Source organism: Streptomyces acidiscabies (assembly GCF_020010905.1).
Taxonomy (GTDB): Bacteria; Actinomycetota; Actinomycetes; order Streptomycetales; family Streptomycetaceae; genus Streptomyces; species Streptomyces acidiscabies.
Genome location: NZ_JAGJBY010000001.1, coordinates 2,348,142 through 2,373,460, shown reverse-complemented (window position 1 = coordinate 2,373,460; position 25,319 = coordinate 2,348,142). Strand labels below are relative to the sequence as shown.

The window sequence follows — 25,319 nt, the reverse complement described above, 5'->3', positions numbered from 1 at the left end:
ACAATCTCAAGTACCGTACGTAACAATGGGAGTGCACTGAGGCACGTACTACGGGGGCGTCATGGAAGGGCTCGTGGAGTTCAAGACGGAGGACGGCGCGGTCGTCGCCGTCGAGGCCGTCGACGAGCGGGGCGGTTCGCGGCTGGCGTCGCGGGACGGCAGCGTGCAGGCGGCGAGGACGTTCGAGGCCGCGCTGGACGGCGTACGGACGGCCGCGCAGTCGGCGCTGCGGGTGTTCCGGGAGGGCGCGCTGAAGCCGGACGGCGTGGAGATCGAGTTCGGTGTCAAGCTGTCCGCCGAGGCGGGCGCGATCATCGCCAAGGGGACCAGCGAGGGCCATCTGGTGGTGAAGCTGACGTGGGGGGCGTCGCCCTCGGACTCCCCCGCTACCCCCGCAGAGTGAGAGCCACCGATGAAGAGCGCCGCGTGGCACGCCCGGGTCGAGGCGTCCGGCAGGGTCCTGGGCGCCGGTTTCCTGGTCACCCCGGACACGGTCGTGACCTGCGCGCATGTCCTGGACGGCCGGACGGACGGGCTCACGGTGTCGTTCACCGAGCGCCCCGGCACCGACCCCGTACCCGTACGACTTCTGGCACACGGCGGCTGGAGCGCGCGGGCGGGTCACGATCGTGGGGACGTCGCCGTACTACGACTTGAGAGGGACGCCGGTATCACTCCCGCGGTGCTGGCCCCGCCGGGGGCGGTGCACGGGAGGGCGGCGGACGGGGGCCCGAGGAAACTCGTCGTCTACGGTTTCCCCGCCGGTTTCGACGAGGGGACGATCGCCGAGTACCGGGCCACTTCACGGCAGTTGATCAGCGACGAGTGGAACCAGCTGGAGTCCTGGCAGCAGGGCGGGCAGTCGCTCGCGCCGGGGTTCAGCGGAGCGGCCGTCGCGCTGGAGGACACGGGCGAGGTCGTCGGCATGGTGACGGCCGCCGCCGGGGCGCGCGGGGTGTCCAACGGGCGGATGATGCCGACCGAGGTGATGAAGCGGTACTGGCGCGACCTCGACGGTCTGATCCCGGTCGCCGGTCACCGCCCCGCCGACCGGGCCCGGCTGTACCGGCTCGTGGAGCGGGCCGAGTCGGCGGGCCTGGGCGGCAATTGGACGCGGCTCTACAACGCCGTACGCGACCCGCTCGACCCGAGACCACCGGAGGACGGCTTCTCCTCCCTGCGGTCGGCGGCGCTGTTCGTGCTGTCGGAGCTGGAGGGCGAGGAGGCGGTGGGGACGGTGGTGCGGTTCGCGGAGCGACTGGAAGCGCTGCTGACCGCGTACGGCACGCAACTCACCTCACCCGAGGCCCCGTTCACCCCGCCGGACACGCAACCCACCCACCCAGGCACCCCATTCACCTCGTCGGGCACGCAACCCACCTCTCCCGACACCCCGTTCACCCCGCCCGGCGCACCCCCCGAATGGGCCCCCATCCTCGTAGACCTCCACCACAGCGGCGCCGGCGACGACCGCGTCCGCGTCGAGGTGTCGGCCTACAGCGGTGGCCGCCGGCACCCGATCGGCTCGGACACCGTGTCGAAGGACGGGCTCGCGGAGTACGTACAGCGCCAGATCGAGGCGGCGTTCGGATTCCTGACGCCGGGCGCGGACGAGCTGATCGCGTTCGCGCTGCCCCGCAACTGGCTCGATCTGCCGGTGGACCGGTGGCCCAGCGGCCCCGACGACGAGACGCCGCTGGGCTGTTCGTTCCCCCTGGTCGTCACGGACCACGCGCGCCGCAGGAACAGCACCCGCCACGTCCTGACCCGCGCGTGGAAGCGGCTGGACTCCGTACCGGGCGCGCGAGTCGACCGCGTCGAGTGCGGGAACACCGAGGAGCCGGGGAAGCTGCGCATGCGGCTGCGGAGACCGGACGCCTGCCTCGCGGGCTTCTCCACCGCCCCGGCCGCGCAGCGCACCCGCGCGCACTTCGACGTCACGCTCGTCGCCCCCGCGCCGATCGTCGTGTGGTCCCGCGAGGGCTGCGACAGCGGCCCGCAGGAGGAGTGCGCGGGCGGCGTCGGCTGCGCGGGCAAGACGTTCCTGGACCAGCTGGACTCGCGCGTGTCCGGGGTCCCGCCCGCCGAACTCCCGCGCCACATCATGGAATTGCGTGAGGAGGCGGCGGCCGAGGAGGAACACTGGGCGCGGGGCATCCAGCTCCTGTGGGACGACCCGAGGCTGTTCCCCGACCTGCCCACGGCCCACAGCCACTCGCCGGTGGCCTGACCGACACGACCCACGAGAAGAGCCCGACTCGCATGCCGCACTGGTCCGTCTACACCGGCTCGAACCAACCCCACGCCGGAATCCGGGAGTTGCCCGCCCCGCCGCCGTGGCGCGCGTTCGACGGCGCCCCCGTCCTGCCCGCGCCGCGCGACGCGGACGACGAGTCGGCGGTCTCCCCCGACCGCGTCCACCGCGCCCGCACGTACGTCGCCGCCCCGGAGAGCGTCGAACTCGTCAACGCCGCCCTGATCCTGCGCCGCCCGCTCCTGGTCACCGGCCCGCCCGGCACCGGCAAGTCGTCCCTCGCGTACGCGGTGGCAAGGGAGTTGGGGCTCGGCCCGGTGCTGCGCTGGAACATCACGAGCCGCAGCACCCTCACGGACGGCCTCTACCGCTACGACCCGCTGTCCCGCCTCTACGCGGCCCGCAAGGACGAGGCGCACGACGGCGTCGAGGACCACCTGCGCCTCGGCCCCCTGGGCACCGCCCTGCTGCCGTACGAGCAGCCGCGCGTCCTGCTGGTCGACGAACTCGACAAGAGCGACCTGGACTTGCCGAACGACCTGCTGAACGTCCTGGAGGAGGGCCAGTACGACATCCCCGAACTCCTGCGCGCCGCACGGCTGTCGGCGGACGACGGCCCGACCGTGGAGGTCCTCGCGGACGGCTCCGAGACCCCCGTGGAGATCACCCGGGGCCGGGTCCGCTGCCGCGCGTTCCCCTTCGTCGTCCTCACCAGCAACGGCGAGCGCGAGTTCCCGCCCGCGTTCCTGCGCCGCTGCGTACGGCTGCGGCTGCGGCGCCCCGACCGCGCCCAGCTCACCGACATCGTCCGCGCGCACCTGGATACGCCGACCGCCGAGGCGGAGCCGCTGATCGAACGCTTCCTGGAACGCGCCACGAACGGCGACCTGGCGACCGACCAGCTCCTCAACGCCCTTTACCTGACCGGAGTCACGGGTCTGGAAGCCGCCGACCGCAGCGAGCTGGCGGAGCGGCTCATGCCCTACCTGGACGCGGTGGCGGACGCGGATGGACTCTGAGGGCTCCCTCGCCCGGCTGGCCGCCCTGCTGGACGCCGCCGCCGAGGGAACGGGACCGACCCCGCGCGAACTGGCCGAAGTGCTGTGGTTCGCCCGGCAGTTGAGCGACGACACCGAGACGTCGTCCCCGAACTCCCCTACGCCCCTTGTCCGTTCCGAACCGCCCGTCCCCTGGCCCGCCCAGTCCGACCCCGCCATCGCCCTCCCTCCGATCTCCGACCCGCCCCGCGTCCCCCTCCACCTCCCGAACGCGAACCCGAACCCGGACCCGGACGGGACCCCGCCCACGACACCGCCCCCCACCGAAACCCAACCCCCCACCCAGCCACCCGCCGAAGCCCGAACTCCCGCAGGCGGCAAGCCACTCAGCATCCCCGTCCCCCCGATGCTCCCCCACCCCCTGACCCTCCAACGCGCCCTCCGCCCCCTCAAACGCACGGTCCCCTCCCCCCACGCGCACCTCCTCGACGAGCCCGCGACCGCCGACCGCATCGCCCGCCTCGGCGCCTCCCCCGAGGTGTGGCTCCCGGTCCTGCGCCCGGCCCGGGACCGCTGGCTGCGCCTGTGCCTCGTGCACGACACGGGCCCGACGATGCCCGTATGGCAGCCGCTGGTACGGGAGTTGCACACCGCGCTCGCCCAGTCGGGCATCTTCCGCACGGTCTCCCTGCACCCCCTCGCCCCCGACGGCCGCACCCGTGGCGTCATCGCCCCGGCCGACGGCCGCACCGCGATCCTCGTCCTCAGCGACTGCATGGGCCCGCAGTGGCGCCCGGGCCCGGACGGCGACCGCTGGTACCGCACCCTGCTCCACTGGGCAACTCACGCTCCACTGGCCGTCGTTCAGCCCCTCCCCGAGCACCTGTGGCCGCCGACCGCGCTCCCCGCCGAACCGGGCCTGTTCACCTCCCCGTCCCTCGCGGCCCCGGCGTCGGCACTCGCCTTCACCCCGTACGACCCCGACGTCACCGCCCCCGCACCGGACGCCGTCGCGCTGCCGGTCATGGAACCGGACGCGCCCTGGCTCGCCAACTGGGCGGCGCTGCTGGCGAGTCCGGGCGGCGGACGGACCCCCGGCGCGGCGGCCTGGCTGACGACCACGCCCGCCGCTCCTGAAGAGGCGTCGGACATAAGGGATCTGACGGCTCGTGAGATCGTCCTGCGGTTCGAGTCCACTGCCTCCCCGGAGGCGTTCCGGCTGGCCGGGCACCTGTCGCTGGCGGCGCCCTCGGTGCCGGTGATGCGGCTCGTGCAGCACGCGGTGCAGAAGGACCCCCGGCCCCGGCACCTGGCCGAGGTCATCCTCAGCGGGATGCTCACGGCCGTCGACGGACCGCCCGGGTCGTACGCGTTCCGGCCCGGGGTACGGGAGTTGCTGCAACGCACGCTGCCCCGGACCGTGCGCGGACGCACGAGTGAATTCCTCGCGCGGATCGGCGAGTTGATCGACGAACGCGCCGGGTTCGCGCCCGGGGCGTTCCGGGCGCGCGGGGGCGGCGGGGCGGGGGACGGGGAGGCGTTCGCGACCGTACGCGGCGAGACCGTCGACCGGCTCGGCGGGACGCCGGAAACCGCGCTCCTCGGCGGGCGGTACCGGGTGCTCGGGCAGCGGGGTCCGGGGCAGCGGGTGCGGGAGGCGGTGGACACGCGGACCGGGGAGCGGGTCGCCGTCCATCTCTACCCCGAACAGCCGGAGTATCTCGGCCGGTTCGCGGAGGGCGCGCGGGCGCTCGCCGGGGTCGACAGTCCATATGTGGCGCGGGTCCTCGACCACGGGGTGGAGGGTCAAACTCCTTATCTGGTCGCGGAGTTCGTGGAGGGGGTGACGCTGTCCGAGCTGATGCTGGGGAGCGGGCCCGGGGTGTCCGTCCCGGTGTACGCCGCGCTCGCGACCGACGTCGGCAAGGGGCTCGACGCCCTGCACGCGGCCGGTCTGGCGCGTGGACAGACCGGCGGCAACGGGCTGTTGCTGCGTGCGGACGGCGCCGTGCTCATCAGCCGGTTTGCGCTCGGTCAGGAGGCGGCCGACAAACGCCCCGCGGATGACGTCGTAGAACTCCACCGGCTCACCCAGGAGTTGGTGAAGCGCTCGCCGGACGTCCGGGAATTCCTGGCTCAACACCCCAGGCAGACCGAGGAATCACTGCGCCGGGCTCGCGCGTCCGAGCACCTCCAGATCCAGACGACCTCCCCGATACAGGTCACGCGAGGCTCCGTCTCCCAGCACATCCACTCCCACGAACTGATGGCGCTGCTGGTCAAGCTGCTGCACAACCGGGGCCACCGGGTGACGTTCGACGAACTGGCGCGCGTCCTGCCGGAGTGGAACCAATCAGCGTCCCGTATCAGGGAGTTGATCGCCGAGCTGGTCGTCGGCTTCCTCGGTCCCGGCACCATGGCCGAGGTCACCGACGGCTACGTCCTGCACCTCCCGGCGGTCCAGGTCCGCGCCCCTCAGCCCCTCCGTTTCGAGACTCTCGCCCCCCTCACTCCCGAGTCCCGCATCACCCTTGAGTATGTGGTGGACGAGGTCCTCTCCCGGGGCGGCCTCACCCCCACGGAGTACGAGACGCGCGTACTACCTCAGGGCTACCGCGTCGACATCTCCCCCGACACCTACCTCGTCCCCCTCCTCGCGGCGGCCGTCCGCTGGCTCCCCGGCCCGCTCGCCACCCTCACCGACCCGCCCCGCCTCCACGTCACCTTCGACGACGCCCCCGCTCCCCCGCCCACCGCCGCCCAGGTGACCGTCACGGTCCCGCCCGCGCTGTACGAGTCGTTCATCGAGAGTTCCGCGGCGTACGGCCCGCACCGCTTCCGCCCGCTGTACGGCGAGGCCCTCGACTCCCCGCCGCTGGCCTGGTACTGCCCCCTCCCGGCCCCCCGCCCCGAGGACGACGAGCGGGACCTCGTGAAGGGCCCGTACCTGGCCCGGGACCTGCGCGAGCTGCACCTCCCCGCGCCGGGCCGCTCGGCCGTCGTCCACACCCTCCCGGACTCCCCCCTCACCCTCCTCAACCCGGCCCAGCCGTACGGGAGTCGGCAGCCGGGCAGGGCGACGTACTACGAGGTGGACCTCATGCCGCAGAGCGCGACGCGCGAGCTGGGCCTGCCCAGTTCGGGCAAGGCCCGGTTCGCGGCGTCCGCGCACCTGACGTGGCGGGTGACGGACCCGGTCGCGTTCGTCCGCGCGGAAGTCCCGCACGTCGCGGACGCCCTGTTCGCGTACGTCGCCGAGCGGGCGCCGGGCATCACCCGCCACCACTCCCACAACCGCCCCCAGGGTGCCGAGCGGGCGCTGGGCAAGGAGCTGAAGCGGTGGCCGGTGCCGGGGCTCCAGGTGAGCTGCGAGGTGCGGATAGTGCCGTACGCGCAGCAAACGGTTGCACAACAGGCGGCGCCCGATCTCATGGCGCTGCTCGCCGCGCCCACCGTCCTGCTCGGCTTCGACGGCCCGCTCACCCGGCTCTTCCCGGCGGCGCAGGCCCGCGAGGCGGCGCTCGCGCTGCTGGCGGTGGCCGCCGAGCACCGGAACCCGGAGGACGCCCTGGCGGGCCGGCCGTTCGGGACGCCCCAGGCCCGCGACAACGTCGTCCATCCCCTGGAAGTACTACGTACCTACGCCCACGACCCCGTCGGGCCGGTCCTGCGGGCGCGGCTCGACGAACTGGAGCTGGCCGCTGTCCCGGACGCGCCGACGACGCACAACGCGGTGGCGCTGGTCCGGGCGCTGCACGCGGCGGGGAAGCGGGTTCTGGTAGTAACCGATTGCTGCGAGGAGGCGGTACGGCGGTACGTGGCGCCGTACCGGCTGCCGCTGGCCGGGGTCCATGGGCGGGCGGACGACCCGGCGGCGCTGATGCCCGACCCGGACTGCCTGCGGCGGGCGCTCGGCGAGGAGGCCGGGCCTGCCGTGTTCCTCGGGTCGACGGTCGCCGAGCTGACGGCGGCGCAGCGGGCGGGGCTGCCCTTCATCGGGCTGGCGCGCAACCGGACGGTGGAGCAGGGGCTGCGGGAGGCGGGGGGCGAGGTGGTGGTGCGGTCGCTGGCACCGGTGCTGGAGGCGGCCCGCACGCTCGGTCGTACCTGAGCGCGCCCAGTGATACTTGAGAGGTAACGCACTACATCCGAGGTGGTGGACATTTCGGACAAATCATCCATTCGGTCGCTCCCTGCCCGGCCCATCCCAGCAGGCGGCCCCTCCCACGCGCCCGCACGATGCGAAGGAGACCGCCGACCGGCGGTCGTGCTCTCGGGAGGACCTGTCCATGACCGCCAGCTTGGAACAGTTGCGCCGCTGCCACTTCGCCGTCGACCTGGGCGCGGCGCGGACGCGGGTGTACGTGAAGGGGGCCGGGCTCGTCGTCGACCAGCCGTCGGCCGCCGCCGTCAACACCCGTACCGGCGCGCTGATCGCGGTCGGCGAGTTCGCCGAGAAGATGACCGGGCGCACGCCCGACTACATCCGGGTGGTGCGGCCGGTGTCCGGCGGGACGGTCGTCGACATCGAGATGGCCCAGCGGATGCTGCGCCACCTCCTCGGGGACAAGATCCGCCGCCAGCTGCGCTACAAGCCGCGCCTGCGGGCCGCCGCCTGCACCCCGCACGACGCCGACCCGCTGGCGCAGCGCGCGACGATCGAGACGCTCGTCGGGCTCGGGGCGCGGCGGGTGGAGCTGGTGGACACGCTGACGGCCGCCGCGATCGGCTGCGGGCTGCCCGTCGAGCGGCCCGAGGCGACCATGATCATGGTGTGCGGCGCGGCGGCCACGCAGGTCGCGGTGCTCTCCCTCGGCGCGATCGTCACCGCCGAGCGGGTTCCCGTCGGGGGCGTGGCAGTCGACCACGCGATCGTCCAACACCTGCGCCACCAGCACGAGTTGATCCTGCCGAGCCAGTCGGTACGGCCGCTCCAGCTCGCCCTGTCGGGCAACGGCCTCTCCCCGCACGGCCCTTCGTCGACGGAGATCCACGGCAGGGACGTCGCGACCGGTCTCGCGCGGTGCGTCCAGGTCGACACGGCCGCCGTCCGGGACGCGATCGAGACGCCACTGACCGCCGTACTCGACGGTATCGGGCGGGTGTTGCGCAACTGCCCGCCCGACCTGGTCGCCGACCTCGCCGACCGGGGGATCATGATGGTCGGCGGTTCGGCGCTGCTGCCGGGCTTCGACCAGATGCTCCGCGAGGCGACCGGCATGCCGGTGCACATCGCCGACCGGCCCGACATCTGCGCGGCGCAAGGGCTCGGCATGATGCTCGAAGGCCGCATCCAGCCCATGGAGTTGGCCCCGCTGAGCGCCTGAAACCGGTGCGGCTCGACGCCCTCCTGGCCATCGGCACCGACCTCGAACTCGCCACGACCGTACGGCACATCGTGGACGCGGCGGCCGAACTCACCGGCTCCCGCAGCGCGGTTCTGGAGACGGGCCCCTGCGACGCGCCCGTCCTGCACGTCCCGGTCGAGGGGTACGGCCGCCTGCATCTCGCCGGCGGCCGGCCCTCCCCCGCCCTCGACGTCCTCGCCGCCCGCGCGCGCACCGCCCTCACAAGCGCCCACCTCTACGAGGCCGCACGCCAGCGCGAACGCTGGATCGAGGGCGCCGCCGCCGTCACAACGGCCCTGCTCGGCAACGCCAGTTCGGCCGACCCCCTGATGACCGTCGCCGACCGCGCCCGCCTCCTCGCCGACGCCGCCGCCGGCGTCGTACTCCAGCCCACCGCCGAGGGCGGCATGGAGATCGTCGCGGCCTCCACGTACGACGACCCCGGTGACATCGTCGGTACGACGATCCGGCCCGGCAGCGCTGTACTCGTCCAACTCCTCGGCGGTGAGCCGGTGTTCATCGACGACTCGGCGACCGATCCCCGGATGACGACCCACGTACGGCACCGGTTCGGGCCCAGCATGATGCTGCCGCTCCAGGCCGACGGCCGCCTGATCGGCACCCTCGCGCTGCCCCGGCGGCACGAGGGGCGCCCGTACACCGACACGGAGAAACGGCTCGCCGTACAGTTCACGTCCCAGGCCGCCGTCGCCCTCATGCTGGCCGACGCGCGGCACCGGCGGGAGCGGCTCGCGGTGTACGAGGACCGGGACCGGATCGCGCGGGACCTCCACGACCTGGTGATCCAGAGGCTGTTCGCGACGGGGATGATGCTCCAGGCGACGGGGAGGCGGGCGGCGAGCGCGGCACCCCGGGAGGCGCGGGCCAGCGACCGCCGTGCCGAGAAACCGCGAGCCGGAGACACCCCCGCCCAGGACGCCATCGACACCGCCGTAACCGAACTGGAAGCCACCGTCCAACAGATCCGCACCGCCATCTTCCAGCTCCAACAACCCCCCGCCGAACCGCCGTCGGGCCTCCGCGCCCGCCTCCTCCGCGAGGCCACCGCATCCCTCGGCACCCAACCCCCCGTACGCTTCACCGGCCCCGTCGACGCCCTGGTCCCCGACCACCTCGCCCCCACCCTCCTCGCCGCCCTCCGCAAAGCCCTCGCCGGGCTCACGGACGCTGACATCGAGGTGTTCGCGGACGGCCGCAAGGGAGTACGGCTGGCGGTGGACGGCCGAACGGTGTGGGAGGCGGCAGCCGAGTGAACTCCCGTACGCCGCCTACGCCTTACGCACCTTCCGAGGCACCCGCACATCGACCGCCGTCAACGCCAACGCCAACGGCCCCGGCATCAGAAACGCCAGCGGCAACAACATCCACGCACACAGCACAGCCGTAGCCACCGCAAGCAGCACGAGCGCACTCCCCCCGACATCCCGCACCCCATCCTCAGCAGCCGCACGAAGCGCCGCCCCCCAATCACTCATCGACTCCGGCCGCCCACAGGCCCGCAACCCGACCAGCAACGCACAGCAACCGATTACCGCCGCCACCACGGCAAACACCGCACCCCCCGGCAACCCCGCCCGCGCCAACGCCAGATCGGCGAGAAACAGCAGCACCCCCGCCACAACAACCGCACCCGCGACCAGATCCCCGCCCCGCAACCGCCGCCGCAGCATGGAGAAGTACCGCCCCGCAGTCGCCGGCCGATCCTCCCCCGCCCCCCGCAGCACCGCACAGGCCGTCGACAGCGCGGCCGGAATCGTCACAACAGGCAGACAGGACACGGCCGTTGCGAGCCCGACGCTCATCGTGTCGGCGAACAGGGCGAACCGGGGCCCGAACACCTCCCCCGGCTCCCGCGCACTACTCACACCCCTCACCCCTCACCCCTTCAGTCCGGAGCTGGCCATGCCCTCCACCAGGAACCGCTGGAAGGCGAGGAAGAACAGCACGATCGGCAGCAGCGCGATCACCGACATCGCGAACATCGGCCCGAACGACGACTGGCTGGACGCGTCGACGAAGGACCGCAGCGCGAGCGTGAGCGTGAACTTGTCGGGGTCGAAGAGATAGATGAGCTGCGTGAAGAAGTCGTTCCAGGTCCAGATGAACGTGAAGATGGCCGTGGTGATCAGCGCGGGCCGGGTCAGCGGCAGGATGATGTGGAAGAAGCTCCTGAACGGCCCGCAGCCGTCGATCCTCGCCGCCTCCTCCAGCTCGCGCGGCAGCCCGCGCATGAACTGCACGATGAGGAAGACGAAGAACGCCTCGATGGCAAGGAACTTGGGCAGGATGAGCGGCCAATACGTGTTCACCAGGCCGAGTTTGTTGAAGATGATGTACTGCGGGATCAGCACGGCGTGGTGCGGCAGCATGATCGTCGCGATCATGAACGCGAACAGCGGACCGCGCATCCGGAACCGCAGCCGCGCGAACGCGTACGCGGCGAGCGAGCAGCTGATGACGTTGCCGAGGACCGCACCGCCCGCGATCAGCAGGGAGTTGGTGAGCAGCCGGGTCACGGAGACGCCGTTCACACCGTCGAGTGCCGTGGAGTAGTTGGACCATTCGAGATGGCTGGGCCACAGGTCGAGGCTGGCGATGACCTCGTTCGCGGGCTTCAGCGAGGTCATGAGCAGCCAGGCCAGCGGATACAGCATGACGAGCAGCGCGGCGAGACAACTGACGTGCAGGACAAGCCGGTTGCGGCTCACCCCGCGCTCCCGAACCACCGCACCGCCCCCCGAAGGCCCCCCAGTTTCCGTCCGCAACAGACTCATCGCTCCCCCTCCGCCGCATAGAAGACCCACGCCCGCGACGTACGGAACAACACCGCCGTCACCACCCCGATCACCACGAGCAGCACCCACGCCATCGCCGATGCATAACCCATGTGCGACGCGACGAACCCCCGGTCATAGAGGTACATCGTGTAGACGAGCGTCGAGTCGGCCGGCCCGCCCTTCCCCGCGCTGATCGCGAACGCGGGTGTGAACACCTGGAACGCCTGGATGGTCTGGAGGACCAGATTGAAGAACAGGACGGGGGACAGCATCGGTACGGTGATGGAGACGAACTGCCGCCACCGCCCCGCCCCGTCGACCGCCGCCGCCTCGTACAACTCCCTTGGTATCTGCTGGAGTCCGGCGAGGAAGATGACCATCGGCGCCCCGAACTGCCACACCGTCAGCAGCGCCACGGCGAACAGGGACCAGCCGGGTTCGTTGACCCAGCCGCCGGTGCCGAAGAGGTTGTCGACCGTGCCGCCGTCGTTGAAGATCGCCCGCCAGACGAGGGCGATGGACATCGACGCGCCGAGCAGGGACGGCGCGTAGAACGCCGAGCGGTAGAAGGCGCGCCCGCGTCGCATCGACTTCAGCGCGAGCGCCACGGCGAGGGCCAGGGCGAGTTGGAGGGGGACGGCGATGACGACGTACGTCAGGGTCGTGACGACCGAGCGCCAGTAGCGGGGGTCCTCCGTGAACATCTGCGTGTAGTTGCGCAGCCCCACCCAGCGCGGCGGGTTGAACAAGTCGTAGTCGGTGAAGGAGAGATACAGCGAGACGGCCATCGGAACGAGCGTGAGGCCGATCGCGCCGAGCACCCACGGGGAGAGGAACACCCAGGCGGCGCCTTCCCGTTGGCGTTTCGCGCGGCCTACCACAGGGGGCGCCTCGGTGGGCCGGTCGACGGTGGTGGTCATGACCGCAGCTCCGCCTTCGCCTCGGTGACGTAGTTCTCGGCCGCCTCGCGGGGCGACATGCGCTCGTACGACACCTGGTCGTAGTCGCGCTGGAAGGTGGTCTGCAACGCGCTGTCGCCGGACGGCGGGGCCTGCGGCGGGTCCTTCAACTTCCCTTCCAGGGACGCCTGATAGTCGGAGATGGTCCGGTCGAAGTCGGCGAGCTGCGGCTCGATGGCCCCCCGGACCGACTCGTTGACGGGAATGCCCCGGGTGGCGCCGAGGACCTTCGCCGCCTCGACGTCATTGATCATGAAGTCGATGAACTTGGCCGCTTCAGCAGGGTGTTGAGTGTCGGCGGACGCACCGAGGAACATCGACGGCTTGAAGTACTGGCCAGGCGTGCCGTCTTGGCCGCTGGGCATCTGCGCGAGGGCGACGCCGCCTTCGAGCAGCGACTTGAACCCGCTCGCCGGGGCGTCCCAGTTGGCGTCGGTGACCGACTTGCCGCGTCCCAGCGGGGTGTTCTCGACCGTGCCGTCGAGCTGGGTGGTCTGCTGGGCGGGCGATACGACGCCCTCGCGGCGCAACTGGTCGGTGAACGTCCACCACTTGGTCAAGTCGTCGGCGGTGAACCCGAGTTGGTTGTCCTTGGTGTACAGCGGCTTGCCCTGGCCGCGCAGCCAGACCTCGAAGCAGTCCTCGCTCTGGCCGGGGTCGGTGGCGCCGGGCTTGCCGGTCGCCTTCTTCAACTCCCGCATGGTGTCCGCCCATTGGTCCCAGGTCCAGGGCCCTTTGGGGAGCGGTACGCCGGACGCCGTCCACGTCTTCACGTCGTACGCGACGGTCTCCGTACCGCGCCCCTGGGGGATCGCGTACTGCACGTCGTCCACTCGGCCGGTGGCCAGCAACCCCGGGTCGATCTCCGAAGTCCGCAGCGCCGCCCGCTCCTTGCCGAGATCGAGCAGGACACCGCCGTCCGCGTACTGGTCGATCTGCCGGTAGTCCAACTGCATGACGTCCGGGGCGTCGCCGCCCGCCGCCTGCGTGGCCAACTTCTGCTTGTAGGCGTCGTATCCGGCGAACGACGTCTGGATGTCGATCCCCGGGTTCGCCTTCTCGAACAGTGCCACGGCCTTCTCCGTGCGCGCGGCCCGGTCCGGGTTGCCCCACCAGGTGTAGCGCAGGGCGACCTTGCCGTCCGCCGAGGCGGAGCCGCCGCAGCCGGCCAGCGTCGCGCACAGCAGCAGCGCGGCGGCGGCCGACAGTCCCTTCGTCCGGTACATGCCTGCCTCGCTCTCAGGTCCAGGTGAGTCCCGCGAGATGCCCGGCGACGCGTTCTCGGTCCCACGCGCCGTCCGCGAACACCACCCGGTAGCGGTAGGCGAACGACTCCCCCGGCGGCAGCTCGAACTCCTCGAAGAACGCCCAGGAGAACGAGACCGTCGGGATGGGTTCGGCGCGTACGAACCAGTGGTGCGTGGCACCGTTGTCCGGCCCGTGCTCGAAGACGAGCGTCGAGTGGCCGTCCACGTCGTCGTGTTCACCGCTGTACGCCAGCCACCGGCTGCGCGTGCCCATCAGCTTCTCGGCGCCGTCCCCCTCCGGGGCGAACGCGGCGCCGCCCGTGAAGTCGCGGGGTCCACGCCAGTGCAGCCCTGTGTACCCGGCGAGTTCACGTCCGGCGGTGGTCGGCGAGCCGAAGGCGAGGGGTACGTCCCTGAGGTTGGTGAGCCGGATCGACCAGTCCAACGCCCAGGCACCGGCGGCCTCGTCGACGGAGTGGACACGAACTCCCCTGGTTTCCCGGGCCCATTCGGCGCCGCCGTTCTCGACCCAGGTCAACTCCTCGGTGAACACGAGCTGTCGGTCGTCGACCGCGAAGTCGGTGAACCCGTCGTGCCGCATCGAGCCGATGATGTCGGGCAGGTCGAGGTACCCCTCGCCGTGCACATAGCTGTGCCCGCCCCAGAAGTTCTGCTCCGAGAGGTGGCTCGCCGTCATCTGGAGGCCCTTGTGCCACCGGTGATCGCTGGGCCGGTACCCGCTCACCAGCCGTCCGCCCAGGGTCCGGAGCGGATGCGCGTACGGTTTGCGCGCCTCGTACGCCTCCGGATCGGGCCGGTACACGTACCGCAGGATCTCGACCCCGTTCGCGGCCTCCACCGCGACGTACTCCCCGTGAACGTGACTGACCCGGATCGCCATGCGTGCTCCCGCCGACAGAGAGAAAGCGCTTGCCCGCGTGACCCTAGGGGCGGACGGAATGTCAGGACAACCCCCGTGCAAGGAATGATCGAAAGAACCTTCGCGGCCCGGGGAGCGAGAGGTTCCGGTACCGCCGACGGCACAGGAGGCTCCCCCGCACCCCTGGGAAGGGGTGCGGGGGAGAACCGAAGGCCGTGTCAGATGATGCGGTAGGGACCCCAGCCGGTGCCGGCCTGGCTGCGGGTACCGAGGGTGTCCATGCCGGAGTTTCCGGTACCGGGGTACACCCACAGCGTCCCGTCCGACGCTTGCCGGGACAGCACGTCGGTCAGCCCGTCACCGTTGAAGTCCCCTGTGCGGAAGACGTCTTGGCTCTGCCAGCTCCTCCCCACCTGGTACCGGGTGCCGAAGGTGCTCATGCCGGAGTTTCCGGTACCGGGGTACACCCACAGCGTCCCGTCGGACGCCTGCCGGGACAGCACATCGGTGCGCCCGTCGTTGTTGAGGTCTCCGGTGACGATGGCGTCCTGGCTCTTCCAGCCGGTGCCGACCTGGTAGCGGGTGCCGAGCGTGTCCATGCCGGACTTCCCCGTACCCGGATACACCCACAGCGTGCCGTCGGACGCCTGCCGCGACAGCACATCGGTCAGCCCGTCACCGTTGAAGTCCCCTGCGCGGAAGACGTCTTGGCTCTGCCAGCCCCTCCCCACCTGGTACCGGCTGGGGAAGGCGCCCATGCCGGGCTTCCCCGTACCGGGGTAGACCCAGAACGTCCCGTCGGACGCCTGGCGGGACAGCAGGTCGCCGATGCCGTCGTTGTTGAGGTCTCCGACGGTGACGGCGTTCTGGCTCTGCCAGCTGGTGCCGGCCTGGAAACGAGGGCCGAGCGTGCTCATGCCGGACTTTCCGGTGCCCGGGTAGACCCACAGGACGCCGTCGTCCTCCTTGATCGCCGGAAGGTCGGCCTTGCCGTCGCCCGTGACGTCGTCCGGATTGCGGGAGGTGGTCTGCTGGACCCAGGCGCCGATGTCGTCGACGCGGGTGTCGACGGCGCCCGTACGGGTCTCGGCAGGGTCCATGCCGAGGCAACCACCCTGCCAGGAACGGGAGTTGACGGCGACGAGTTCCGTGACGCCGTTCACCGTGCGCAGGGCGGGGCCGCCGGCGTCGCCCTGGCAGACGGTCGCGGTGTCGGAGCCGTTCAGGTCCACGGTCGTGGCCGTGGTGGAGGCGACCGTGAACGCACCGGCGTGCAGCTTGTCGGGCACCCACTCGGTCTTCGTCCGCCCGAAGCCCGCCAGCGTCAGCACCTCGCCCGCAGCGGCGGGCGTGGTCGCCAGCGGCACGGGCTTGACGGCCGGATCGGTGATCCTGGCGGCGAGTTGGACGAGCACCAGGTCCCGGTCGGCGTGCGGGACGAGCCGGACGGCGGGCAGGACACCGCCGCCGGTCTGGGTCAGGTCGGTGCGGCCGACGGTGACGGTGGTGGCGACAGCGGGGCTGCCCGCGGGGACCCCGCCGACCGTCCCGAAACAGGAGGCCGCGGTCAGAACCCACTGCGGGGCGACGAGGGTGCCGGTGCAGGCGCTCTCTTCACCGACGTTGACTTTCGCTACGTACGTAAGCGCCGTGGCGTCGGTTCCGGCGAGAGCCGGGGTGCCGTTCACCGCCGTGGCCGGGAGGGTGCTGAACGCGAGCGGGGTCGCGAGCAGCGTGGCGGCCAGCGCGGAGAGGCGGGCGCGTCTGGAGAGGTGCATGGGCGTTGACTCCTGGAGACAGGGCCGCGCGTCCCACGGACACGCGGAAGGCGAGCAAGTGGGCAGGAAACTGCGGCTACTTGATGAACCCGCCGGTATCGCCGTGAGCCTCCGCCGCGACCGCTCCCGGCACGCGCCGTCTCCGCGCTGATCTGCTGAATTCCTTCATCGCATCCCCCAGTTCGTCGCTGACAACCGGACGTACGTCACCGGTCTCGGGTTCGGGTACGCGATGAGGAAGGCAGTCCCCACCCCTCGTATCGAGAGGCCCCCCGGTCTCGGTGATTGTCATCCGCTGCGCCATACCAACACGAAGCGCTCTCCAGGTCGAGCCCAGAAAAACACCACACACCACGCCAATTCCCACGGATCACCTGTGATCCGCGCCACGCTCGACGAGCGAGGCGAGCGGTACGAGCGGGGCGCTCAGGACCGATAGGCCGAGGGGCCGGCGTGATCCGGCCCCTCGTACGGGCTCACACCTCGCAAGAGCCCCGGTCGACCCGCACAAGGCGTCGGCTCCCGGCCCACCGGGCCAGCCGAACCCCGACGACAATGCCCGCGATGGTGACCACTGCGGGCAGATACCCACTGGCGACCTGGACGAGCGGAATCGCCGGGCACCCACCGGAGATCGCCCAGCCGATACCGAACAGCACCGCCCCGGGCACGACACCGGCATGGATACGCCGCGCACCCCGGCGCACCCGCAGCAGCGCGAACACGACCGCGATGATCACGACAGCGCCGATGAAGGAGAGGAACATCCGCAGGTCCTGGAAGGTGAACATGCGGTTGAGCTCGGCGTAGTCGCCGAACCCGATACGCGTCACGGTGAAGCCAAGAGCCAGCCCGGTAAGGAGGTTGGCCAGCAGAATGCCGCCCCGGGTACGCATCAGATCACCTTCCACAGGAGGAACGACACCACGACGGCGGTGGCGCAGAACGTGGCCGTCGCGACGAGACTGACGGGACTCAGCCGACCGCAGCCGTTCAGCCCGTGCCCCGAACTGCACCCACCGGCCAGCCGGGTACCGAAACCGACCAGCACGCCTCCCACGAACAGCAGGACGACCATGACGACCGGGTTGCCGGTCACCACGTCCCGGTACCCCGCCCCCATGTCGAGGCGGAGGTGGAACCGCCCGGAGGTGACGGCGGCGATCAGTCCGCCCACGAAGACCGAGGCCAGCAGGACGGCTTGGGTGACCAGCGGGGCGGGGCGCGGCGGCCGGCGTTCACCCTTGCCCGGGACGCCCTGGCCCGGAACGTCCTTGTCCAGGACGGCAGTTGAGGGCTCGGGCATGGTGGACCCCGACCCCGACCCCGACCCCGACCCCGGCGCGACAGGCACCGTACCGAAATGCTCGGCAGTGGCCACAGCAAGGGCAGCCGCAAGAACCCGCTCGTCGGCGAACTCCGCCTCCACCCGCTCCAGTTCGGCTTCACGCCGCCAATGCAGCACTCGTTCCCAGGCACCCGACACTCCGAACGACCGGTCGGTGGCAAGGGTGTAACCGATGGTCAGCACGGCGAGTCCAATAGCCCCCGCCCACCAGGGCCAATAGGCGCTCATGCGTTGCCTTTCATCCACTCGGCCAACCGGGCCCACCAGCCCCGTTCGGGTTCTTCGGTGACCGGCGGCGGCTGTTCGTCCTGGCGGGAACCGCGTACTGCGGGCTCGGCGGACGCGGGCGTCATCGCCAGATAGCGGGCGTGCCGTCCATTGGGCAGCAGAGTGATAGGCACCCGCTCACCGGTGAACGCCACCTGATAGCGCGCGCACTCACGCCAGTTGGCCTCGCTGTCGCAGTAGTAGGAACGCCAGCCCGCCAGACTCTCGTTGAGGTGAGGGAAGAGCGGGCACGTCGAAGCATGTGAACAACCCACGCGGTTGATCAAACCACCAACCAATTGCTATAGACAACAGTTCGAGGCGCACGGCGGGGACGGCGACCACGACCGTCCGTCTCCGGCGAACCGGCCCCCGCCGACCGGAGGGGTCAGGTCGGCCGACCGGCGGGGTGCCTCCCGCAGCCCGACGGATGTTCGGCCGCCGACCGCCCCGGCACTGTTGTGCCGGTGATCGAGATCGAAAACACCGGGGAAACGACCCCCCGGAGCCTCGCCCGCCCCGGCCGCCGCCGGGAAGCACGCGCCGACCGGCCCGAAGCCCCGGCGCGCTGGGAACGCCCGGCGCTGGCCGCGGTGCTGGCCGTCGCCGCCCTGCTGTACGCCTGGGGCATGGGGCACGCCGCGATCCACCCCTACTACAGTGCGGCGATCCGGTCGATGGCCACCGGCTGGCAGACCTTCTTCTTCGGCGGTCTCGACGCCGGCGGTTCGATCACCCTCGACAAGCTGCCCGGCGCGTTCTGGCCCGACGCCGTCTCCGTACGGCTCTTCGGGCCGCACACGTGGGCGGTCGCGCTGCCCCATGTGGTCGAGGGCGTGCTCGCCGTCTGGCTGCTGCACCGGATCGTACGGGCCTGGGCCGGGCCGTTCGCGGCGCTGATCGCCGCGCTGACGCTCACCCTCACCCCGGTCACCGTGGTGCTGAACAGGGCCACCATCCCGGACACCGCACTCACCCTGCTGCTGGTGGCAGCCGCCGGAGCGCTCCAGAAGGCGGTACGCACCGGGCGGCTGCTCTCGCTGATCACGTGCGGTGTCTGGGTCGGGCTGGCCTTCCAGACGAAGATGCTGCAAGCCTGGCTCGTCCTGCCGGTCTTCGCTCTCATCTACCAACTCACCGCGAACGGCCCGGCGTTGCGGAAGGCCCGCCGCCTCCTGCTGGGCGGCGCGGTCACGCTGGCCGTCTCCTGCTCGTGGGCGCTGATCGCGTGGCTGACTCCCCCGGACGACCGCCCGTACATCGACGGCACGTCGAACAACAACCCCTTCAGTCTGGTCTTCGGCTACAACGGCGTGAGCCGCTTCAGCGGCGACGGCACCGCGCTCGGCGCCGTCCCGGCCACCGCCGCCAGCCGTACCACCGGGAACACCGGCTGGGGGATGCTGGTCAACGACACCGTCGGCCCGCAGATCTCCTGGTTCCTGCCGCTCGCCGTGCTCGCCGTCGGCACGGCCCTGGTCTGGCGCGCCCGCGAGCCGCGCACCGACCCGCTGCGCGCGGGTTTCCTCCTGTGGGGCGGCTGGCTCGCCGTCCACGCCGTGGTGTTCAGCGTCTCCAACGGCAATCACCCCTACTACACGGCCGTCCTCGCCCCGGCGATCGCCGCGCTCACCGGCGGCGGGCTCGCGCTCTTCAGGTCGGCGTACGAGGCGTCCGCGTACGAGGCGGGCGGCCGACGGCGGTTGTGGCTGCCGGCGGCGATCGTGCTGACGGTGGCCTGGGCGCTCGTCCTCGACCGGCCGACCTGGTTCGCCCCCGGGCTGGTGGTGTTCGCCGTGTTCTTCGCGGCCTGCGGGGCGTTCGGCCTGTGGTCCAGCGGGCCCCGTGCCTCCCGGCGCCGGGTCCACGGCTCCCTGGCCGCCGGAGTCGCGGCCATGCTGCTCGTCCCCGCCTGCTGGGCCGTCTCGTCCCTCGACCCGCGCTACGCGGGCGCCGCCACGTCCCCGACGGCCGGTCCGGTCGGTGATTTCCACCACCGGGCTCTGCACGACCCGGCCGCGCTGCGCCGGGCCGAGCTGGGCCGGCCGAGCACCCGCGACACCGCCCTGCTGGACTACCTCGTCGCGCACCGCGAGGGCGAGGAGTACCTGCTCGCGACCCAGGCCGCCTACCCCGCTGAGCGTCTGCTGCGCGCCGAGGCCCAACCCGTGCTCGTCATGGGCGGGTTCACCGGCAGGACGCCCTTCCCCAGCGCCCCGCAGCTCGCCGACCTGATCGCCGCGCACCGGCTCCGCTTCGTCCTGCTCACTCCCCTGCGCCCCACCACCCCTGCCACGACCTGGGTGAAGTCCCATTGCGAGCGCGTCCGCTCCGGTGCCTACGGCTGGCGCACCAAGGGCAACTTCAGCCTCTACGACTGCCGCGTCCCCGCCGAGAACTCTTCACCCGGCATCAACACCCCTGGAAAGGACTTCTCTTGACCACCAGTAGATCCCCGATATCCGAGCGGGGCCCGGCACGGCGTCGGGCCGACATGGCCGTGCTGGGAGGGGTGCGCCCGCCGCTGGTGGCCCTGCCGGTGCTGCTGGCGCTCGTCGCGGGCCTGACGGTGTTCGCCGTCGGCAGCGACACCGAACACGGCGTCCCCGAGGCCGTCCTCAGCTCCCAGCAGCACATCGCCGAGGACGGGGCGGTCGCGCTCCAGGCCGCCGTCGACCAGAACGTCACCGATCTGCGGGCGGCGGCCTCGGAGGTCGCGGCCTCCGGGACCGTACCGGCGGACCGCGTACTGGCCCGCCTCGACCGGCCGCACCGCAAGTGGCGCGGCAGCGCCGTCGTCGACCAGTCCACCGGACGGCTGCTCGCCGCGCAGGGCGAGGCCCTGCCGCTGGGGAAGGTGAACCTCCGCGGACTGCCGGTGAACCCGGCTCCGGCCCTGGTGCGGGACGACTCGGGCGTCACCCGGCTGCTGGCCTTCGCGACGCTGACGCAGGGCGGCGGGCAGCAGGTGCTCGTCGCCTCCCAGAGCGTGAAGCTCCCGGGCATCACCGTCGGCAAGGAGCACACGCTCACCGTCGTGGACCGGGACGGGAACCCGCTCACCTCGACCGGCCCGGCGCCCGGCATCGTCCGGGCGAAACCGCTGGCCGTGACCGCCGCCCGCGAGGCGCAGAGCGAGGGCCCCTCGGAAACGGCCGGCGGCTTCGACGGCCCGAGCGGCAGCCTCGTCGGAGCGGCGGACGGCGACCACCGGACCGCCGTGGGGTACGCCGCGGTGGCCCGAGGGCTCGCCCCGAAAGAGAGCCCGAGCAGCGGACTCGGACTGACGGTCGTCACGACGGTCCCGGCCGAGGGGCACGGGACCGGGACCGGTGACCTGCGCCTCGCCCTCCTCGCCGCGGCCGTCCTCGCGGCCCTCGCGGCCGGGGTCACCGCCGCCCTCCATCTGCTGGTGCAGCGGCCTGTACTGCGGCTGCGCCGCGAAGCGCGGCGGCTCGGCTCGGGTGACCTCACGGCTCCCGTCCCCGTCCCCCGCTTCGGGGAACCCGCCCGGATCGGCGCCTCCTTGGAGGCACTGCGACTCCAACTCCGGGGCGAGGACGGCCCGTCCGCGCAGGCACCGGCCAAAAGACGGCTCGGACTGCGCACCGTCGTGGCGGTGAGCGCGTTCGCCCTGGTGGCCTGGCCCACGTCGATGCTCCTGACCCTCAGCAGCACCTTGCCGCGTCCCGCCGACGCCGTACCCCGGCTGATCTCCGACGACCAGCGGCAGCGCACCGCGACGGCGGCGGACCGGATGCGCCGGGGGATCGACGACGCCTACGCGGACCTCACCCGGCTCGCCACGGTGATCGACGCCGCCCGGCCGGAGAAGGCGCGCGAGGTCCTCGACAGGTCCCTGGAGCGGCACGGCCGCTACCGGTCCCTGTACGTCGTGGACAGCGCCGGCGGGATCCTCGCCCAGGCCGGCGGCGAGCCCCGCACCTCGAAGAAGGCCCGCGTCAAGACCGGGGTCACGCAGACGAACACCTCCGGGACGGAACCGGTGCTCGCCGCCGTGGCCGCCCAGCCGGCGCCCAAGAAGGCCGAACGCCACTATGTCGTGGGCGAGTTCAAGGTCCAGTATCTGACGGGCATCCTCAACCGGCCCGGTCTCGGCTCGGTGTGGCTGGTGGACTCCGGACAGCGGGTCATCGCGTCCAACAAGGGGTTCGTGGCCTTCGACCGGGTCCCCGACCGCCGGCTGCGGAGCCGGCTGCGGGACGACCGCACGGCCAAGGGCTCCGCCGACGTGCTGGTCGGCCGACGCGATCCGGCGATCGCCGCCGTGGCGCCGTTCAGCGACAAGCCGGGCGTCGCGAGCAAGCTCGGCTGGAAGGTCGCCTCGATCCGGCCGGTGTTCTGGATCGGCCTGCCCCAGTACGAGGCACAGCGGCGGATCATGCTCGTCGGTCTGCTGGGGACGGCCGCGGGCGCCCTCTGCGTCGGCTGGCTGTACCTCGTCGTCGTCCGTCCGCTGCGGGACGTCGCCCGGGGCGCCGAGGCGCTGGCGGCCGGGGACCGCGCGGCGGTGCTCTACCCGCGCTATCACGACGAGGTGGGCTCCATCGCCCGCGGCCTCGAAGTGATCAGACAGCGCCTCCCCCGCACCGACGCCCCGTCCCGTCCCGGTCCCAGGAGCTGACCCGCCGTGCTCTTCCTGTACTGCGTCCTCGCGCTGTGCTGCACAGGCCTGCTCGTCGCAGGCATCGTCGAACAGCGCCGCCATGACGCGAACCTCGCCGTCATCCCCACCCGCGTGCTGGTCAACGGCATTCGCGGCAAATCCTCCATCACCCGGCTGTGCGCGGGCGCGCTGCGCGGCAGCGGCCTGGTGACCGTGGCCAAGACCACGGGCACCGCGGCCCGGTTCATCCACCCCGACGCCACCGAGGAGCCGGTCTACCGCAAGTTCGGCATCGCCAACGTCGTCGAGCAGATCGGCATCGTGCGGCGGGCCGCCGGCTACCGGCCCAACGTCCTGGTCATGGAGTGCATGGCCGTCATGCCGGCGCTCCAGGAGATCAACCAGACCAAGCTGATCCGCTCCACCATCGGCGTGCTGTGCAACGTCCGTGAGGATCATCTCGCCGAGATGGGCCCGACGCTGGACGACGTGGCCCGCTCCCTGTGCCGGTCGCTGCCGGTGGGCGGCGTCTGTGTCACCGCCGAGAAGGAACGTTTCCACATCCTCCAGGAGGAGGCCGACGCCCGGAACTGCGAACTCGTCTACGCCGACCCGGACACCGTCACCGACGAGGAGCTGCGCGGCTTCAGCTGGTTCACGTTCAAGGAGAACGTCGCCATCGCACTCGCCGTCGCCGAACTGCTCGGCGTCGACCGCGCGACCGCGCTCAAGGGGATGTACGACGCGCCGCCGGACCCGGGTGTGCTGTCCGTCGAGCGGTACCGCACCCCTGACGAGAAGCGGCTGCGCTTCGCGAACGTCTTCGCCGCCAACGACCCCGAGTCGACGCTGATGAACATCAACCAGCTGCTCGAACTGGGCGCGATCCAGCGTCCGTTGCACGTCGTCATCAACTGCCGTCCCGACCGGGTGGAGCGCAACGGGCAGATGGGCGCGCTCATCCCCCAGCTCGACCCTCAGACGGTGTTCCTCATCGGCCACCCCACCAGATCGGCCGCCGACGCGATCCCCGCCCACTGGAGCGGGAACGTCGTCGACCTCGGCGGCGAGCGCCGCGACCCCGACCGGCTCACCGAGGAGCTGCTGACCCACCTGGGGCCGGAGTCCTCCGTCGTCGCCATCGGCAACATCCACGGCCAGGGCGAACTCTTCCTGGAGCGGCTCGCGGCACTGGCACCCGACCCTGTTGGCCACTCCAACTCCCCCCATGGAGAGCTCCGTTGATCCCCGCAGTAGTCACCCCCCAGATCGCCGCCATCGGCATCGCACTCGGTCTGGTGTTCTCCCTCCTGTGCTACCTGACCACGAACCTCTCCCCGGGCGGCATGATCACCCCCGGCTGGCTCGCCCTCACCCTCGTCGGTGACCTGCGGCGCGCCGCCATGGTCGCGGCCGTGGCAGCCCTGACCTACCTGCTGACCAAGGTGCTCCAGCGGTTCGTCATCCTCTACGGCAAGCGGCTGTTCGCCGCCGTCGTACTCATCGGGGTCCTGCTCCAGGCCGGTCTTTCCCTGCTGCTCCACCAGCAGTTCCCCCTGCTCTTCGCCCACCAGGCCCTCGGGTTCATCGTCCCCGGCCTGATCGCCTACCAGCTGGAGCGGCAGCCCAAGACGGCGACGGTCCTCTCCACGTGCGCGGTCACCTTCGCCACCTACGTGATCCTGGTGTCCGGCCTGCTGCTGGGCGCCCTGCCGACGACATGAGCCGCGCCCTCACCTCTCATCGGAGCCGACCCATGAAACGCCTCCTGACCAGGAACACGGTGCTGTTCCTCGTGACAGCCGTCCTGTTCGCGGCGACCTGCGGGCTGGCCATGCAGCTCAGACACCGCACCGACCGACCGACGGCGGCACCGACGCCGTCGGCCGCACCGGGTCCCCAGATCCCCGCCAGGAGCGGCTCGCTGCTCTTCGAGCGGATCGGCAACCCCGCCCGCACGGTCGCCCGCGACCCGAGCGGCACCGTCGTCGCCACGTTCACCGACGGCGCCCGTACGGCCGTCCTGACCGGGCCCGGCAGAACCTTCGCCGAGCCCCGCACCACGGACGCCAAGGTCGTCACCAAGAGCTGGGTGCGACTGCTGCCCGCGCCCTGGACCCAGGGCGTGGAGCGGAGCGGCTGGTTCGGGCCCTGGCTCAAGTCCCGCCTCGCCGACCGGCGTTCGGACATCCTCGCGACGGCCTTCGAGTACGTCGCCGGCGCCCCGACCCGGACGACAGCGGCAGGAGTCGCGTACAGCGGCGCCGCCCGCTACACCCCGGACACCACCGGCGGCTCGGCGCGCACGGGCTCGGACTTCTACGACTACCTGGGCGTCCCCTGGACCTTCCCCGACACGGTCGTCCGCAGCCCCGAGAAGGACCGCGCGCGCTCCGTCGACAGCTCCGGCTATGTCCGGCTGGTGTACGGCTACCGCGCGGGCGTCGCGCTGAACAGCAGGGACAACGCGACGGGCGGCGGGTTGCAGCGCTCCCCCGACGGGATCGCCCGCGGGCGGCTCGGCGTACCGGTGCTCCCCCTCACGGACCGGCGCCCCGCGGCCGTCCAGCAACTCCAGCCCGGCGACCTGGTGTTCTTCAGGGCACAGGAGCAGTCCGGCAAACGGATCGACCACATCGGCATCTACCTCGGCCTGGACACCGCCGACCACCCGCGCTTCATCTCCAGCCGCAAGAACGCGGGTGGACCCACGATGGGTGACAAGGGCGGCACCTCGCAGCTCGACGGCGGCGGCTACTACGCGCAGGCGCTGCGCGCGGCCCGCCGCATCTGACGACGCTCCCGCACCGTCCCC

20 protein-coding genes are annotated in these 25,319 nt (G+C 71.7%); 11 read left to right on the top strand and 9 right to left on the bottom strand.

Going from position 1 to position 25,319, the window contains the following annotated elements; genetic code table 11:
* Window positions 1-61: 61 nt before the first annotated feature.
* From J8M50_RS11100 to J8M50_RS11075, 6 genes are all read left to right on the top strand, one after another.
* On the top strand, window positions 62-403 hold the full coding sequence (locus J8M50_RS11100; protein WP_010354762.1) for a CU044_2847 family protein: 342 nt from the start codon (window positions 62-64) through the stop codon (window positions 401-403).
* A gap of 9 nt (window positions 404-412) precedes the next feature.
* The gene (locus tag J8M50_RS11095) at window positions 413-2,230 is read left to right on the top strand and encodes a VMAP-C domain-containing protein (protein WP_010354763.1); all 1,818 of its coding nucleotides are present in this window, start codon (window positions 413-415) and stop codon (window positions 2,228-2,230) included.
* Window positions 2,231-2,262: 32 nt separating this feature from the next.
* Window positions 2,263-3,273 carry an AAA family ATPase gene (locus J8M50_RS11090; RefSeq protein WP_059047617.1) on the top strand — a complete coding sequence of 337 codons (1,011 nt, stop codon included), beginning with the start codon at window positions 2,263-2,265 and terminating at the stop codon, window positions 3,271-3,273.
* Complete coding sequence (locus tag J8M50_RS11085; protein WP_010354765.1) at window positions 3,263-7,363, top strand: SAV_2336 N-terminal domain-related protein; 4,101 nt, start codon at window positions 3,263-3,265, stop codon at window positions 7,361-7,363. Before J8M50_RS11090 ends, J8M50_RS11085 begins: the two co-directional genes overlap by 11 nt.
* Before the next feature lie 178 nt (window positions 7,364-7,541).
* On the top strand, window positions 7,542-8,579 hold the full coding sequence (locus tag J8M50_RS11080) for a rod shape-determining protein (RefSeq protein ID WP_010354766.1): 1,038 nt from the start codon (window positions 7,542-7,544) through the stop codon (window positions 8,577-8,579).
* A 5-nt stretch (window positions 8,580-8,584) separates the two neighbouring features.
* A complete protein-coding gene (locus J8M50_RS11075; RefSeq protein ID WP_010354767.1) occupies window positions 8,585-9,874 on the top strand; it encodes a sensor histidine kinase in 1,290 nt (429 codons plus the stop codon).
* A 15-nt stretch (window positions 9,875-9,889) separates the two neighbouring features.
* Here the strand turns inward: J8M50_RS11075 and J8M50_RS11070 are convergent, their stop codons facing one another.
* The 9 genes from J8M50_RS11070 to J8M50_RS11030 all read right to left on the bottom strand — a co-directional run bounded on the left by J8M50_RS11070 (window position 9,890) and on the right by J8M50_RS11030 (window position 18,152).
* On the bottom strand, window positions 9,890-10,423 hold the full coding sequence (locus J8M50_RS11070) for a hypothetical protein (RefSeq protein ID WP_263303846.1): 534 nt from the start codon (window positions 10,421-10,423) through the stop codon (window positions 9,890-9,892).
* Window positions 10,424-10,498: 75 nt separating this feature from the next.
* A complete protein-coding gene (locus J8M50_RS11065; RefSeq protein WP_223786297.1) occupies window positions 10,499-11,275 on the bottom strand; it encodes a carbohydrate ABC transporter permease in 777 nt (258 codons plus the stop codon).
* A 116-nt stretch (window positions 11,276-11,391) separates the two neighbouring features.
* The gene (locus tag J8M50_RS11060) at window positions 11,392-12,318 is read right to left on the bottom strand and encodes a carbohydrate ABC transporter permease (RefSeq protein ID WP_010354770.1); all 927 of its coding nucleotides are present in this window, start codon (window positions 12,316-12,318) and stop codon (window positions 11,392-11,394) included.
* Complete coding sequence (locus tag J8M50_RS11055; RefSeq protein WP_010354771.1) at window positions 12,315-13,583, bottom strand: ABC transporter substrate-binding protein; 1,269 nt, start codon at window positions 13,581-13,583, stop codon at window positions 12,315-12,317. Before J8M50_RS11055 ends, J8M50_RS11060 begins: the two co-directional genes overlap by 4 nt.
* 13 nt (window positions 13,584-13,596) lie before the next feature.
* Window positions 13,597-14,505, bottom strand: coding sequence for a DUF6807 domain-containing protein (locus J8M50_RS11050; protein WP_010354773.1), 909 nt, complete (start codon window positions 14,503-14,505; stop codon window positions 13,597-13,599).
* A 197-nt stretch (window positions 14,506-14,702) separates the two neighbouring features.
* A complete protein-coding gene (locus tag J8M50_RS11045) occupies window positions 14,703-16,262 on the bottom strand; it encodes an FG-GAP-like repeat-containing protein (protein ID WP_010354775.1) in 1,560 nt (519 codons plus the stop codon).
* Window positions 16,263-16,738: 476 nt separating this feature from the next.
* The gene (locus J8M50_RS11040) at window positions 16,739-17,158 is read right to left on the bottom strand and encodes a YeeE/YedE thiosulfate transporter family protein (RefSeq protein ID WP_010354776.1); all 420 of its coding nucleotides are present in this window, start codon (window positions 17,156-17,158) and stop codon (window positions 16,739-16,741) included.
* Window positions 17,158-17,838 carry a YeeE/YedE family protein gene (locus tag J8M50_RS11035; protein ID WP_029184007.1) on the bottom strand — a complete coding sequence of 227 codons (681 nt, stop codon included), beginning with the start codon at window positions 17,836-17,838 and terminating at the stop codon, window positions 17,158-17,160. The genes J8M50_RS11040 and J8M50_RS11035 overlap by 1 nt, the downstream gene beginning before the upstream one ends.
* On the bottom strand, window positions 17,835-18,152 hold the full coding sequence (locus J8M50_RS11030; RefSeq protein WP_075661653.1) for a hypothetical protein: 318 nt from the start codon (window positions 18,150-18,152) through the stop codon (window positions 17,835-17,837). Before J8M50_RS11030 ends, J8M50_RS11035 begins: the two co-directional genes overlap by 4 nt.
* Window positions 18,153-18,338: 186 nt before the next feature.
* Between J8M50_RS11030 and J8M50_RS11025 the strand changes: the two genes are divergently transcribed.
* From J8M50_RS11025 to J8M50_RS11005, 5 genes are read left to right on the top strand one after another with little or no spacing between them, the layout of a single operon-like run.
* Window positions 18,339-20,318: a glycosyltransferase family 39 protein gene (locus J8M50_RS11025; RefSeq protein ID WP_010354778.1), complete on the top strand. Its 1,980-nt coding sequence runs from the start codon at window positions 18,339-18,341 to the stop codon at window positions 20,316-20,318.
* A complete protein-coding gene (locus tag J8M50_RS11020) occupies window positions 20,315-22,522 on the top strand; it encodes a HAMP domain-containing protein (RefSeq protein ID WP_223786192.1) in 2,208 nt (735 codons plus the stop codon). The genes J8M50_RS11025 and J8M50_RS11020 overlap by 4 nt, the downstream gene beginning before the upstream one ends.
* Before the next feature lie 6 nt (window positions 22,523-22,528).
* Window positions 22,529-23,749, top strand: a complete 1,221-nt coding sequence (gene pgsB / locus J8M50_RS11015; protein WP_010354780.1) for a poly-gamma-glutamate synthase PgsB — start codon at window positions 22,529-22,531, stop codon at window positions 23,747-23,749.
* Window positions 23,746-24,228, top strand: a complete 483-nt coding sequence (locus J8M50_RS11010) for a poly-gamma-glutamate biosynthesis protein PgsC/CapC (protein WP_010354781.1) — start codon at window positions 23,746-23,748, stop codon at window positions 24,226-24,228. The genes pgsB and J8M50_RS11010 overlap by 4 nt, the downstream gene beginning before the upstream one ends.
* Window positions 24,229-24,260: 32 nt before the next feature.
* Window positions 24,261-25,298: an NlpC/P60 family protein gene (locus J8M50_RS11005; protein ID WP_010354782.1), complete on the top strand. Its 1,038-nt coding sequence runs from the start codon at window positions 24,261-24,263 to the stop codon at window positions 25,296-25,298.
* Window positions 25,299-25,319: the final 21 nt, after the last annotated feature.

Coding starts and splice junctions, on each gene's coding strand:
- J8M50_RS11100 (WP_010354762.1), top strand. CDS start 62: ATGGAAGGGCTCGTGGAGTTCAAGACGGAGGACGGCGCGGTCGTCGCC.
- J8M50_RS11095 (WP_010354763.1), top strand. CDS start 413: ATGAAGAGCGCCGCGTGGCACGCCCGGGTCGAGGCGTCCGGCAGGGTC.
- J8M50_RS11090 (WP_059047617.1), top strand. CDS start 2,263: ATGCCGCACTGGTCCGTCTACACCGGCTCGAACCAACCCCACGCCGGA.
- J8M50_RS11085 (WP_010354765.1), top strand. CDS start 3,263: ATGGACTCTGAGGGCTCCCTCGCCCGGCTGGCCGCCCTGCTGGACGCC.
- J8M50_RS11080 (WP_010354766.1), top strand. CDS start 7,542: ATGACCGCCAGCTTGGAACAGTTGCGCCGCTGCCACTTCGCCGTCGAC.
- J8M50_RS11070 (WP_263303846.1), bottom strand. CDS start 10,423: ATGAGCGTCGGGCTCGCAACGGCCGTGTCCTGTCTGCCTGTTGTGACG.
- J8M50_RS11065 (WP_223786297.1), bottom strand. CDS start 11,275: ATGCTGTATCCGCTGGCCTGGCTGCTCATGACCTCGCTGAAGCCCGCG.
- J8M50_RS11060 (WP_010354770.1), bottom strand. CDS start 12,318: ATGACCACCACCGTCGACCGGCCCACCGAGGCGCCCCCTGTGGTAGGC.
- J8M50_RS11055 (WP_010354771.1), bottom strand. CDS start 13,583: ATGTACCGGACGAAGGGACTGTCGGCCGCCGCCGCGCTGCTGCTGTGC.
- J8M50_RS11050 (WP_010354773.1), bottom strand. CDS start 14,505: ATGGCGATCCGGGTCAGTCACGTTCACGGGGAGTACGTCGCGGTGGAG.
- J8M50_RS11045 (WP_010354775.1), bottom strand. CDS start 16,262: ATGCACCTCTCCAGACGCGCCCGCCTCTCCGCGCTGGCCGCCACGCTG.
- J8M50_RS11040 (WP_010354776.1), bottom strand. CDS start 17,158: ATGCGTACCCGGGGCGGCATTCTGCTGGCCAACCTCCTTACCGGGCTG.
- J8M50_RS11035 (WP_029184007.1), bottom strand. CDS start 17,838: ATGAGCGCCTATTGGCCCTGGTGGGCGGGGGCTATTGGACTCGCCGTG.
- J8M50_RS11005 (WP_010354782.1), top strand. CDS start 24,261: ATGAAACGCCTCCTGACCAGGAACACGGTGCTGTTCCTCGTGACAGCC.